General features: G+C 68.2%; 13 protein-coding genes. 4 read left to right on the top strand and 9 right to left on the bottom strand.

Going from position 1 to position 12,756, the window contains the following annotated elements; translation table 11 throughout:
• Positions 1 to 156 precede the first annotated feature (156 nt).
• From VD972_RS10870 to VD972_RS10845, 6 genes are all read right to left on the bottom strand, one after another.
• Positions 157 to 747, bottom strand: coding sequence for a hypothetical protein (locus VD972_RS10870; RefSeq protein ID WP_324984934.1), 591 nt, complete (start codon positions 745 to 747; stop codon positions 157 to 159).
• Between the two features lie 71 nt (positions 748 to 818).
• Positions 819 to 2,699 (bottom strand): sigma 54-interacting transcriptional regulator, encoded by a 1,881-nt coding sequence (locus VD972_RS10865; protein WP_324984931.1) that lies wholly within the window; start codon positions 2,697 to 2,699, stop codon positions 819 to 821.
• A gap of 24 nt (positions 2,700 to 2,723) precedes the next feature.
• Positions 2,724 to 3,707 carry a hypothetical protein gene (locus VD972_RS10860; protein WP_324984928.1) on the bottom strand — a complete coding sequence of 328 codons (984 nt, stop codon included), beginning with the start codon at positions 3,705 to 3,707 and terminating at the stop codon, positions 2,724 to 2,726.
• Entirely contained in the window at positions 3,704 to 5,596 is a 1,893-nt protein-coding gene (locus VD972_RS10855) for a serine/threonine-protein kinase (protein ID WP_324984925.1), read from the bottom strand. The genes VD972_RS10860 and VD972_RS10855 overlap by 4 nt, the downstream gene beginning before the upstream one ends.
• A gap of 18 nt (positions 5,597 to 5,614) precedes the next feature.
• Positions 5,615 to 6,712: a 6-phosphofructokinase gene (locus VD972_RS10850; RefSeq protein ID WP_324984924.1), complete on the bottom strand. Its 1,098-nt coding sequence runs from the start codon at positions 6,710 to 6,712 to the stop codon at positions 5,615 to 5,617.
• Between the two features lie 163 nt (positions 6,713 to 6,875).
• A complete protein-coding gene (locus VD972_RS10845; RefSeq protein ID WP_324984921.1) occupies positions 6,876 to 7,352 on the bottom strand; it encodes a tetratricopeptide repeat protein in 477 nt (158 codons plus the stop codon).
• 62 nt (positions 7,353 to 7,414) lie between these two features.
• On the opposite strand from VD972_RS10845, the gene VD972_RS10840 reads away from it, so the two are divergent.
• From VD972_RS10840 to VD972_RS10830, 3 genes are all read left to right on the top strand, one after another.
• Entirely contained in the window at positions 7,415 to 8,077 is a 663-nt protein-coding gene (locus tag VD972_RS10840) for a hypothetical protein (protein ID WP_324984918.1), read from the top strand.
• Between the two features lie 294 nt (positions 8,078 to 8,371).
• Positions 8,372 to 8,842 carry a cyclic nucleotide-binding domain-containing protein gene (locus VD972_RS10835; RefSeq protein WP_324984915.1) on the top strand — a complete coding sequence of 157 codons (471 nt, stop codon included), beginning with the start codon at positions 8,372 to 8,374 and terminating at the stop codon, positions 8,840 to 8,842.
• 256 nt (positions 8,843 to 9,098) lie between these two features.
• Positions 9,099 to 9,515 (top strand): hypothetical protein, encoded by a 417-nt coding sequence (locus VD972_RS10830; protein WP_324984912.1) that lies wholly within the window; start codon positions 9,099 to 9,101, stop codon positions 9,513 to 9,515.
• A 7-nt stretch (positions 9,516 to 9,522) separates the two neighbouring features.
• Here the strand turns inward: VD972_RS10830 and VD972_RS10825 are convergent, their stop codons facing one another.
• From VD972_RS10825 to VD972_RS10815, 3 genes are all read right to left on the bottom strand, one after another.
• Entirely contained in the window at positions 9,523 to 10,293 is a 771-nt protein-coding gene (locus VD972_RS10825) for an XRE family transcriptional regulator (protein WP_324984909.1), read from the bottom strand.
• The gene (locus VD972_RS10820) at positions 10,290 to 10,421 is read right to left on the bottom strand and encodes a hypothetical protein (RefSeq protein ID WP_324984907.1); all 132 of its coding nucleotides are present in this window, start codon (positions 10,419 to 10,421) and stop codon (positions 10,290 to 10,292) included. The genes VD972_RS10825 and VD972_RS10820 overlap by 4 nt, the downstream gene beginning before the upstream one ends.
• 124 nt (positions 10,422 to 10,545) lie before the next feature.
• The gene (locus VD972_RS10815) at positions 10,546 to 11,325 is read right to left on the bottom strand and encodes a hypothetical protein (RefSeq protein ID WP_324984904.1); all 780 of its coding nucleotides are present in this window, start codon (positions 11,323 to 11,325) and stop codon (positions 10,546 to 10,548) included.
• A gap of 131 nt (positions 11,326 to 11,456) precedes the next feature.
• On the opposite strand from VD972_RS10815, the gene VD972_RS10810 reads away from it, so the two are divergent.
• Positions 11,457 to 12,563: a hypothetical protein gene (locus tag VD972_RS10810; RefSeq protein WP_324984901.1), complete on the top strand. Its 1,107-nt coding sequence runs from the start codon at positions 11,457 to 11,459 to the stop codon at positions 12,561 to 12,563.
• Positions 12,564 to 12,756: the final 193 nt, after the last annotated feature.

Below are 12,756 nucleotides of genomic sequence, written 5' to 3'. Positions count from 1 at the left end.
GGCCCGGATTGCCGCAGCCGTCCAGGAAGCACACCTCGTCCTCGGCGCACTCCGCGTCGTTGCGGCAGACGAGCGTGCTCTCCTCAGGGCTGTCCGGCAGGTAGGCGCACCCGGAGCCGGCCACGGCCAGCGCCAGCAGCGTCAGGCCCATGCGGCTCATTGGCATTCTCCACTCACCGTGGTGACGAACCAGGCGTGCGTCACCATGTAGCCAGGGTTGACGATGACGCCCCCGCCATCCAGGACGATGGTGCTGATCGGCACGGGCTCGCGGCCCACCAGGCGCGTGTCGGCCACCACTGCTTCCACCAGGTGAGGCCCCGGCGCGCTCAGCGGGCTGTTGGCGGCCCGCAGGTTGATGCGCAGCGTGGCCCGGTCTCCGCGCTGGGGCTGGCCGTTGTTGGCCAACTGGAACTCACGGTAGGCCCCCGTGGGATTCTGGGTGTCGTAGTCCAGGTACCACCGCACCGTGAGGAGATCGTCCACGTCCGGGTCCTCCACGATGACGGAGAAGTCCAGCTCGCACAGGTCTCCCGCGCCGAAGTCTTCGATGATCGGTTCAGGGGGCTGCACTTGATTCTCCACGATGCGAGGGGGACGGTTGCGGCGCTCGGGGATTCCCTCCAGAAGCGTGTCGTCCTGGGGGACGAGGCACCCGCCCGCCACGCCTACCGCCCATGCCAGCCCCAGCCACCGCAGGGGTAGTGCAAGCAATCCCTTGGCCAGGGGAGAACGAGAGGATTTCATAGGAAGCACAGGGACTTGGCAGGTGAGCCCCGCAGGGGCGGACGGTGGACCGTGACAGCCACGTCGCGGCACTAGAGGACCTCTTCCTCCTCGGGAGGCAAGGGCTTGCCTGATCTCTCGGCCTCCAGCTTCTCCAGGTGGCGGAAGATGGTGCGCGGGTCGACGCCCAGATCCTTGGCCGTCTTGGTGCGGTTGCCGTTGTTCCGAGCCAGCACTTCGTTGATGTAGCGCTTCTGGAACTCTTCCTTGGCCTGGAGCAGGGGCATGATGGGCTCCAGGTTCTCGGGCTTGAGATCCAGATCATCCGCCCCGAGCAGCGGCTTGTCGGCCAGCACCACGGCCTTCTTGATGCGGTTCTCCAGCTCGCGGATGTTGCCCGGCCAGGCGTACTTCTTCATGGCCACGGTGGCCGCGGGGGCGAAGCCCTTCACCTTGGAGGTGAACTCCTTGGAGTACTTCTGGAGGAAGAACTTGCCCAGGACGATCACGTCCTCGCCGCGCTCGCGCAGCGGGGGCAGCTTCAGGGTGACGACGTTGAGCCGGTAGTAGAGATCCTCGCGGAAGGTGTTCCTCTTCACCTCCTCCTCGAGGACCTTGTTCGTCGCGGCCACCACACGGATGTCCACCGCCTCGCCGCGGTTCTCGCCGACTTTGTAGACGACCTTCTCCTGCAGCGCGCGCAGGAGCTTCACCTGGAGCTGCAGCGGCAGCTCGCCGATCTCGTCCAGGAAGAGCGTGCCGCCGATGGCCGCCTGGAACTTGCCGGGCCGGGTGACGACGGCCCCGGTGAAGGCGCCCTTCACATGGCCGAACAGCTCGCTCTCCAGCAGGTTCTCGGGGATGGCGCCACAGTTGATGGTGATGAAGGGGCCCTTGGCGCGGGGCGAGTGCCGGTGGATCTCCCGGGCGATCAGCTCCTTGCCGGTGCCCGTCTCTCCGGTGATGAGCACGGAGATGTCCGTGAGCGCGATCTTGTCGATGCGCTTGAAGACGTCCCTCATGCCCTGGCACGCGCCGACGATGTCGCCGTAGCGCTGATCCTCCAGCTTCTTGCGCAGCTCGGTGTTGTCGAGCTTCAGCTCGTTCACCAGCAGGGCGTTGTGCAGGATCAGCGAGGCCTGGGCCGCGAAGATGGTGAGCATGTCCAGGCTCTTGGGCTCGAAGCGGTTCACCAGCCTGTCATTGCCCACGTAGAGCAGGCCGAACAGCTCGCCCTTGTGCGTCAGCGGCACGCACATGACGGAGTGGACCTTGAGGTTCACCACCGACTCACTGGCCTTGAACTCGGGCATGTCGATGGCGTCCGCGATGATGAGCGGCTTCGGATCCTTCATCACCTTGGCGATGATCGAGTCCGACAGCTTCTCCACCGCGTCCTCGATGTTCTCCCGCGCGAGGTTGCGAGCCACCTTCACCCGCGGCTCGTTGCTCTCCATGAGGATGAGGAAGCCCTTGTCCGCGCGCGTCACCTCGATGACCTCGTCCATGAGGTTCTCGAGGAGCTTGTCCACGTCGTAGCTGCCCAGCAGCCGCTCGCTGAAGGTGGTGAGCCGGCGCAGCATCGCCAGCTCGCGGCCGGGGACGCCGGGGATCTCGGCGGTGTGGGACTCGTCGGAGGTGACGCTGTCCGGCGAGGGGGTGTGCAGGGGCGCGATGCGAGGGGCGGGGGCATCCTCCCGGGAGAACGTCAGCTCAGAGGCGCCCACGCGGATGACGTCCTGCGAGGCCAGCACGTGCGAGTCGCGCTTCTTGCCGTTGACCAGGAACGTGGCCCCCAGGCTGCCCACCGTGAAGCGGCTGCCGTCGAAGAGCACATGGAGGGCGCTGTCCGGGACGGCCGGATCGTCGAGCTGCACGTCGTTGTCCTGCCCGCGCCCGATGCTGGTGATGCGCTTGATCAGGGGGAGCGTGCGGACCTTTCCGTCAGGGGTACGGACGCTGAGGCTGGCCATATGCGGTTCCTGAGGGGTACAGAGCTAGAAGGTGAGGGTGAGGCCGGCGCCCAGGCCCCCCGAGGTGGGAAAGAGGCGGAGCTGCGCCGAGGGGCCGGTGTCTCTCGCGGAGGGGGAAGTCGGGGCGGGGCGCTCCTCGATGGTGGTCGTCACCACCTGATCGTCGTGGTGATAGAGGGCGTCTGCCACGCCCAGCGCGTAGACGCTGTAGAAGCCCGCGGCCGAGCCGATCTTCAGCAGCCGCCACGCGTCTGCCTGCGTCGCGCGGCTGGTGGGGATGTAGCGCACGGTGAGGGTGGCCTTGCCCGTCTCCGTGAGGACGTCGTCCACCTCGACGGTGTCCGTCTCGAAGAGGGCCTCGTAGGCGAAGTAGGCGATGACGCTCGTCACCGCGAGCGCACCCTCGGAGGCCGCGAAGACGATGCCCAGGCTGCTGCGGCCCTGCTGGAACTGGCCCGCGCCGAAGGGGACGAAGTTCACCAGGAAGTTGCGCTTCTCCACCGTGCGCACCGTCACCTGACGGGCCAGGGCCTCGGCGCGCCGGCGCTGCTCCTCGGCGGCGAGGCGCTCTCGCTCGCGACGCTCGGCCTCGACCCGCGTGCGCTCCTGCCGCAGGCGGCGCTCCTGTCTCAGGAAGTCCAGCTCCGAGTCCATGCGCTGCTTGAGCTTATCGAACCAGGCCACCGCGGGCGGCGGCACGACGAAGGGATCCAGGCTGTGGTCCGGCTCCAGCCGCAGCAGGGCGCTGAAGTGCCGCTCCGCATCACCCAGCCGCTGGAGGTTGAAGGCCGCCAGGCCCGCCAGCTCATGCAGGTCCACGAGCTGCTCGTCGCTCAGGCTCCCCCGATCGATCCGGGCACCGGCGCGCTCGATTACCTCGGCGTACTTGCCATACTCGAAGGCGGCGCGGATGCCGGCCAGCTCCGTGTCCGAGTCCTGCGCGTGCGCGGCCACCGGCGCCAGGAGCGCGGACAGCAGGCAGAGCAGGAGCGGCAGGCCGCGGCTCATTCGGCGACGAGGCTCCCTCGCAAGGTGACGGGCTTGCCTGGCTCGATCATGGCGGCGCGCTTCTCCGTCCGGTAGCCGGGGTAGCTGACCTCGTACTCCACGCGGTGCTGGAAGCTCGCCGGGCCGCGGGGCGACCGGATGTCGAACGGGTGCTCCAGGCTCTCGCGAGCCGTCCGCAGGGTTTCGCCCACGCGCACCTGGGCCTCGAGGGGCTGGTAGTCGAAGGACAGCCGCGAGGGCTTGAGCTGGGCGCGCAGCCGGAAGACGTTCTCCGCGCCCGCAACCACGTTGATCGTCTCCACTGCATCCTCACACCACTCGCACCGAACGGTGATGGTGTGGCTCCCGGGTGCCAGCTCCAGATCATGCTGCGCCAGAGGCTGCGGGCTTGGCGCCTCCTTGTCCACCTGGATCGCACCATAGGGGCGCACGAGGATGGAGACGCGCACCTTGGCGGGGCGAGAGGACTCGGGGCGAGCGGGCTCGATCCGAGGCTCGGGGCGCGGGGGGGGCTTCCTGGCCGTGGCGGTCTCTCCACTGGAGGTCCCCTCAGGGTCCAGCTGTGCGGCCTCCGGAGACATGGGCAGCGGCGTGGGCGGCTGGAGGGGCGCATTCAGCCCGGGATCGGCCGCCTGAGGATTCGTGGAAGGCTCGGGCGGCTGCCCGGCCGGATCGACCGGCCGGGTGGGCTGGTCAGGGGTGGGCGTGTCCATCCCGGGTGGTACGACGGCGGCCGGGCGCGAGCGCAGCAGGAAGTACCCGCCCGTGCCGAGCGCGGCGAGGACGACGAGCGCCACGCCGGCCTGGGCGCCGCGCTGGATCCACAGGCGGCGGCGCTTGGCGCGGTTGAGCCCCTCGAGCAGTGCCAGAGCGGGGGCATTCTGCCCGTCCAGGGCGAGCACCTGGTTGAGGCTGGCCAGGGCGCGGGGGGTGCGCTTCTCGGTGAGGAAGCGCTCACTGCGCTCGAGCAGCGCCGTGACGATGCGCTGGCGGGCGGCCTTCTTGTAGGAGACCGGGTCCGCGAAGAAGGAGATCAGCTCCTCGTTGACGCGGGGGAAGCCCAGGCCGGTGAGGTAGTCGGCGAGCGCGTCGCGCAGCCCGCTCGCGGTGGGGTAGCGGTTGCGCCGGTCGCGCTGCAGGCAGCGGGAGATGATCTCCGACAGCTCGTCCGAGAGCGAGGCCACGCGGCGGCGCGGATCCTCGTAGGCCCCATCCAGGATGCGCTTGAGGGTGGCCGTCGTGTTGGACGCGGTGAAGGGCAGCCGGCCCGTCACGAAGGCGTAGAGCATGATGCCCAGCGAGAACACGTCCGCCTCGGGGCCGGCCTCCAGGCCCTCGATGATCTCGGGGGCCATGTGGGCCGGCGAGCCCACCAGCGCGCCGGTGACGGTCATCCGCTCCTCGGTCTCCAGGAGCTTGGCGATGCCGAAGTCCATGAGCTTGAGGACGCCGTCCTCGCGGACCATGACGTTCTCGGGCTTGAGGTCGCGGTGGATGACGCCTTCCTCGTGCGCGTGGGCGAGCGCCGCGGCCAGCTCGTGGATGAGCATGGCGGCGAGCTCGGGCGGCTCCAGGCCTCCCTCGTCCAGGTACTGCCGCAGCGTCCGGCCGCGGATGTACTCGGTGACGATGTACGCGTTCTGCGCGTCGGCCGCGGAGAAGTCGAAGACCTCCAGGATGTTGGGGTGGTGGAGCCGAGCCACGGCCTTGGCCTCGCGAGCCAGGCGGCGGCGGGACTCGTCCCGTCCCGCCAGGTGCGGGTGCAGCACCTTCACCGCCACTTCGCGATCCAGGGCGGTGTCGAGCCCTTTGTACACGACGCTCATGCCCCCCGAGCCGAGCTGCTCGAGGATGCGGTAACGACCGATCTGGCGGCCAACGAGCGACATCGTGTCCAGGTGTTCCCTTCAGTCCCCGAAGCTGATTCCCATGCTCTTGGCGAAGCGCACCGTCTCGCCGCTCGGATCCACCCGGCGCTCCTTGCGCGACTCGCTCAGCGGCGCGGTGACGATCTTCCCGTTGCGCAGTGCCACCATGTGGTCCCACTGCCCGTCTCGCACCAGATCCAGCACCTTGCAGCCGTACAGGGTGGCCAGCACCCGGTCCGCGGCCGAGGGTGTGCCGCCGCGCTGCAGGTGGCCGAGCACGGTGACGCGGATCTCCGCCTCGATGTGGTGGGCCAGCAGATCCGCACAGACTTTGCCCGCGCCGCCCAGGCGCACCACGCCGCGGCCGGGGATGTCCTCGGCCTTCTCCGCCACGGCGACGTTGCCGCCCGCGGGGTAGGCGCCCTCGGCGATGGCGATGATGGAGAAGCTGCGCTTGCGCCGACCCCGGCGGCGGATCTTCTCGACGATGGACTCGACCTTGTAGGGGATCTCGGGGATGAGGATGACGTCCGCGCCGCCGGCGATGCCGCTGTCCAGCGTGAGGAAGCCGGCGTGGCGGCCCATGATCTCCACCACCATCACGCGATCATGGGCCTCGGCGGTGGAGTGCAGCCGGTCGATGGCCTCCGTGCAGATGCCTCGCGCGGTGTCGAAGCCGAACGTCTGGTCCGTGCCGGACAGATCGTTGTCGATCGTCTTCGGGCAGCCGACGACCTTGAGCCCCTTCTGCGCGAGCTTGTGGCCGATCGTCAGCGTGCCGTCCCCGCCAATGGCGATCAGGCCGTCGAGCTTCAGCTCCGCGGCGTGGCGGAGGACCTCGTCGGACAGATCCTTCTCCACCCACTTCCCGTTCTCCTGGACGGCGTACTCGAAGGGGTTGGCCTTGTTGGAGGTGCCGAGGATGGTGCCGCCCTTGGGGAGGATGCCGCGGGTGTCCTCTTCCGTGAGAGGGCGGGTGAGCTCGGGCTCGACGAGGCCCATGTACCCGTTCTCGATCCCCACGAACTCATGGCCGAACTCGTGGACGCCACGCTTCACCACTCCCCGGATGAGGGCATTGAGTCCGGGGCAGTCACCGCCACCGGTGAGGACTCCGAGTCGCAGGGATTGGGGCATAAAAGTCGGACGCAGGTGTCAGGGAAGGGTAAGCGCCTATGACAGCGGCGTCGGGGGCGGGATTGTAGGACCCACCCCCCAGGCGTGCAACGCGTGAATCGCGCGGTGCGTCGGAGCGAGACCCGGAACTTCCGCCCTTTATAAGGAGGGAGACGGAATCGGCTCAGCCACGCTTGAGCCGGCGCCTGGCCGCCAGCCTATCCAGCAGGGCGTGGAGGCGGTGCTCGGGCTCCTTGGGGAGCGCCTTGTCGGTGGGGGAGTGGACGGGGGCCGAGGTGGCCAGGCGGTACAACTCCAGCAGGCGCTCCTGGATGAGCTCGTTGTTGGGGCGCTCCTGGAGGGCGCGGCGGTAGGCGGCGGCGGCCCCGGCATAGTCACCCAGGGCGAAGAGGCGCTCGCCCTCCTGGACGGGAGAGGAGGGGCCCAGCGGCAGGTGCTCCTCGCGGGGGGGCGGGCGGGCTCGCTGGAGCTCCATGGGCTGGAGGGACTCGCGCAGAAGGGCGAGCTTCTGGGCGAGCGCTTCGTCGCCAGGGAACGCCTGGGCGAGCGTCTCATAGAGGCCCACCGCCTCGGCCAGTTCTCCGCGCCGCAGGGCGCGCTCTGCGTGCGCCTGCATCTCGGCCCGGGCTTCAGGGGTCATTGCGGGCACAGGTTAACGTGCGGGGCGGACAGGACGCACGGAGTTATCCTCGGGGCAGGCCCATGCTCCTCTCCTCCCTCCTCGGCAGCCTGCTGCTGCTCCAAGGCGCGCTCGGCTCCGAGCTGCGCAAGGACGGCTACAGCTTCCATCCTCCCGCGGGCTTCCGGATGGTGCGCCAGGAGCCGTACGCGGGAAGCCGGGCTGGAGCAGTGGCGCTAGAGCCTCGAGCGCCTCGCTTCTTGTCTGCTTCGCTGTCGGACGGAGATGGGGCCGAGGCGGCCAGGCTGCTCGTTGCCGTGGTCGAGGGGACGCTGTCGGCCAGTCCCTCCGAGCGGGACGACTTTGGGGCGGCAGTGATGCGGCACTTCGAGAAGGAGCTGGGGATGACGCTGGTGCCGGAGCGGGTGGAGCGGGTGATGGAGCCGGTGCCGCGGCTGGAGGTGCTGGGGACGCTGCGAGAGGCAGGGCAGGTGAGGACGGTGCTGGTAGTGGGCCTGGCCTCCGAGGGCCGGCACGCGGTGGTGACGGTGAGCGCGCCTGCGGCCCGGTGGGAGGAGCTGGCGCCGCAGGTGCGGACCTCGCTGGAGACGTTCCGGATGGAGGCACCGACGCACGGAGGCTTGTCACGACGGGCCGCGGGGGCCCTGGCTGGAGCGCTCGCAGGAGCACTCGTGGCCTCGTATACGGCATGGCGCCGTCGGCGGAGCGACAGCACTGCACGCTAAGAGCGGGCGCATCATCCTGGGTGGGCAGATTGTGGCGGCCGTGGGGTTGTGGGTACTCGGGATGGTGCTCCGGTCGCGGATCCGCGCGCAGGCCGCCATGACTTCGGCCAAGGGACGGCGCAGGCTCCTGTCGCTCCTCCGCCGCGCTTGAGCCAGGGCGTCAGACACGCTCCGGCAGAGGGCGCCGCGCTGAGTCCAGGCGGTGGGAAAGGGCCGGGGAACGCCATCCAGACGTTGCCCGGCCCTCGTCTTTGCCTCTAGCTTCTGGGCCCACGACGCATGCCGGGAGGGTACGTGGGACAGCGTGACGACAACGAGCGCACGGAACTGGCGGTCAACCCGCTCTACATGATGGAGGGCATGGACGCCCTGAAGGCGTCCTCCCTGTTCGCCAGGCTCAGCGGGACGGAGCTGAAGATGCTGTTCCAGGTCGGGGAGCGGCGGCCCTTCCAGGATGGAGAGCAGCTGCTCGGCGAGGGCGATCCCCTCGACGCCTTCTGGGTCGTCGTCACCGGCCGTGTGGAACTCACCCAGAGAGGGAGCAGCAGCGAGCAGGGCCCCTCCACCTTCTTCGGAGAGCGCTCGCTCGTGGAGACCATCCCCGCGGCCATGTCCTGCCGCGCTGTCTCCGAGGGCGAGGCCCTGCGCTTCAGCCGGGCCAGCCTCGTGAAGCTCTCCCGCGAGCAGCCCACCCTGGGCGTGAAGCTGCTGTGGGCGCTGCTGGAGAACGCTTACAAGCGCCAGGACGCCGACGCAGAGGAGTGAGCCTGGGTGCCCCTGGGGGCCGCTCGGTGTGCAGTCCCTGACGGGAGGCTTCCATCGAGCGCTCAACAGGGGTGTCCGCGCCAGCAGACGGTCATCCGTTCCTACCGGCAGTGCCTCCGTCGCTTCCGTCCAGCCCTCCGTTGGCTCGGAGGAAAGCGCACGGGTGTACCGGCACGCACTCGCCGTGCGGTGGCGGCGGCCCTATTCAGACAGCGTTTCTTCACGTCCCGGGAGACCGGGAGGAGACCCGCCGAACATGATGACCGCGAACGCCATGCCGATGAACATGCCCAACAACAACATGCCGATGATGGGCGGCATGATGCCGAGCATGATGGGCATGAACCCCATGATGATGGGCGGCATGATGCCGAACATGATGGGCATGAACCCCATGATGATGAACGGCATGGGCATGAACCCCATGATGGGCATGGGCATGGGCATGCCGATGATGATGCCCATGATGATGCGTCAGATGGTGCCGATGATGGCCCGCATGACGGTCGAGATGGGCAAGGACGGCATGATGATGAAGATGATGCCCATGGAGGGGCAGGACATGGCGATGATGAAGGAGGCCTGCGACGCCATGAACTCCATGATGGCGATGGGCGCGCCGATGATGATGATGTGCAACGGCATGCCCATGATGATGGGCACGGCGAAGTAACGCCGGCTCAGCCGACCTCTTCGGCGTACGTCATCACCAGGTACATGGTGAGATCCTCAGACCCCACGTTGCGGTAGACGTGGGGCTTGTCCGCTTCGAAGAGGATGGCATCCCCCGCGGTGAGCAGGTGGCGCTCCGAGCCGATCTCCATCTCCAGCGTGCCGCGGGTGACCATGAGGTTCTCCAGCGTGCCGGGAGGGTGTGGATCGGCCTGCTCCTCGCTGTGTCCCTTCAGCTGCAGCTCGTAGAACTCCACCCGCCGCGGCTCGTCGAACGGGAACAGGGCCCGGGACACGAAGCGCCCATCGTGCGAGGTGAGCCGCTTGGCCTGCGAGGAGCGCATCAGCCGCGTCCCCGCGCCGCCCGTGGTGCTGATGAGCGCCGAGAACGGCAGATCCAGCGCCCGGGCGATCTTCCACAGGACATTGATGGTGGGCGCGCTCTGGCCCAGCTCGATCTGCCCCAGCATCGCCCGGCTCACGCCCGAGGCCTTGGACAGCCGCTCGAGCGACAGCCCTCGCTGCACGCGCAGGCGCCGCAGGTTCCGGCCCACGATGGGCGCCAGATCCTTGTCCGCATCCGGGTGAGCTACCTCGTACGTCCACGCCTCTTCTCCGTTGGGAGGAGGCGTAGCGGGGGATCGAACGTTAGGTAGCTCGGCAGGCGGGGGGACAGGGGGCCCAGAAGACACGGGGGCAGCCTCAGGGGCGGCCTCCACGTCCTTGCGGCGTGATGCCCCTTTGCTCTTCCCTCCGCTGTTCTCCCGGACAGACTTCATGCAGGCCAGACCATCACCCAGACCCAGACCGGCAGCCAAGGCCGAACTGAGGCGGGCCGCATCATCTGACTCTGCTCGGCCTCTCGCTTCTTGCGGAAGTCCTGCAGGTCGATGACAGCGGCGCTCATGGGACAGACCTCTTGGTTATCGGACAATTGTCCGTGAAAACGGATGTTCAATATATCCGTTATAGCGGACGCTCTGTCAACAGAGTCTGAGCGGACAGGGGCTGCGCTTCTCGCCTGGAACTGGTCATCCCTCGAAGGAGGAAGAGAAGCCGCCCGAGCCCTGGCCCGCCAGCGGCTTGTAGGGGAAGTAGAGGTTGCGCACGAAGCGGGTGAAGAGGTGCTCCTCGTTCCAGCGCTGGCGTGCCATCCCGTATACGCCGGGCGCGCGCAGATCATGGGCGGTGACGCTGGGGACGAACTCCCGCTCGCTGTAGAGGGCGAACACCTCATCCACCGTTGCGCGGTTGCGGTACGTGCGCAGCATGGTCCGGTAGACGAGATCGTTCTCCTCCTGGGTGAAGGCCAGGCCCTGGATGGCGTGCGCCACCTCGTGGAAGACCAGGTGAGGCTCTGAGCCGAGCTTGTCCTGGCGCAGCGCGATGCGCGCTTGCTCCCAGTCTGGATGATCCCAGAACAACTCCACTGCCAGGGGTGACACGGCGCGCGGGTAGCCGTACTTCGCCATGGGCTGGCCGGCCGGAATGAGATCAATCGTCACCGGCCGAGACGCCTCCATCCGCCCAATGAGCTGGAGGTTCCCCGACAGCTGCCGGACGATGTCCGCCTCTACGCGCTGGGTGTGCTCGGGGGGCGCGCCGTGCGCCACGATCGTCACCTGGGCCTTCAGGTACGCGCGTGCCCGGGCCGCGCCGTCCGGTGGAGGCTTGCCGCCGCGGGACTCGAACACGTCTCCCCCGGCCAGCAGCGTGAACGCGGAGAGCGGCAGCCGCTTTCCATGCTCTGCCGCCAGCGGGGTGATCTCCGGTGTCGAGCCATCCACCGTCTCAGAATTTGGGAGAGACATCGCTCCATCCTCCGGTGCGCTGGCAAAAGTCTGCCTCAACAAAAATCCCAAACAAAATGGCAACTTGCTGAGAGGGGGTCTGGAGAATGGGTGCAGGTGTATTACCTGAAACCACTTTGGAGTTCCCTTACATGACCACGATTAGCAGCCATCGCAACACTGGCTTCGTTCCCTACACTGCCTTCAACACGCCGCCGCCCGCCGCCCAGCCCCAGACGCGGGGCGCGCCTGCTCCCACGGATCCCGCCGCCCAGTATCGCGCGAACCTGGAGCAGAGCTCCTTCCAGCCTTCGGTGAGCGCGACGCACGGTACGCAGACGGCGGCGCCGGTGAACAGCATTGCGGTGGGTGAGCCCGCGCCCGCGGCCCCCGCGAACCCGCTGGATCAGGTCAAGCAGCTGTCGATCGACGAGAAGAAGGCGTTCCTGGAGCAGGTCGGCGTCAAGGGCAAGCACCTGAAGAAGGCGAAGCCGGACGAGATCAACCGGGCCTTCGATCAGGCTGTCGACGCGATGGCGAAGGGCGGCGACACGAAGTTCAAGATGAAGATCGGCGGGAAGAAGTACGAGGCGAAGATCAACGTCGGCGCAGACGGTGAGCTGGGCGTCAACTTCAAGGAGAAGAAGGGCTTCCTCTCCAAGCTGGGCGGCGCGCTGAAGAAGGTGGGCAAGATCGCGCTGCAGGTGGCCTCGTTCATCCCGGGCCCGATCGGCATTGCCGCGCGCGTGGCCAACGCGGTGATCAGCTCGGTGAGCGCGTTCAAGAAGGGTGACATCCTGGGCGGCATCGCCGGCATGGCCGGGGCCGTGGCGGGTGGCGCTGGCGCGATCGCGGGCAAGGCGACTGCGGGCGTGGCCCGGACGGTGGCCAACGTGGCCGGTATGGTGCAGAAGGGCGCCAACGCGGTCGGCTCGGGGCTGCAGGCCGTCAAGGAGCGCAACTGGGGCAACCTGCTCGGCGCAGTGGCCGGCGGGGCCTCGAACATCGCGAACGGGCTGGGCAACACGGCCGGCTCCGTGGCTCGCGGGCTGAACAACGTGGCCACCTGGGCCACCCACGGCCAGACGGCGCTGCAGGCGGCCACCGCGGCGCGCAACGGCGACATCCTCGGCGCGATCCAGGCGGGGTCGAACCTCACCAACCAGGTGGCTCCCAACAGCCGCGCGTCCAAGATCTTCACGGACATCAACGACTTCCTGTCGCCCGTGAGGGACGCGACCCGCCTCCTCGGCGGGTAGTCAGCACCTGAAGCCACGCGTGGCTCGAGTGGGGAGGGGGCTCTATGCTTCCTCCCCATGTGCTCTTCTCGGACGGTGCTGATCGCGGCGCTGCTGCTCGGACCGCTCGGGCGGGCTGCGCCTCCCTCCGTGCCCACGGAGGCCCGCTCGTCACCTCTCGAGGCACGGACCGTGCGCTTCGAGGGCACGAGCT

It is taken from the genome of Hyalangium sp., assembly GCF_035629615.1.
Taxonomy (GTDB): domain Bacteria; phylum Myxococcota; class Myxococcia; order Myxococcales; family Myxococcaceae; genus Hyalangium.
This window is presented reverse-complemented; position numbering and strand designations above follow the sequence as displayed.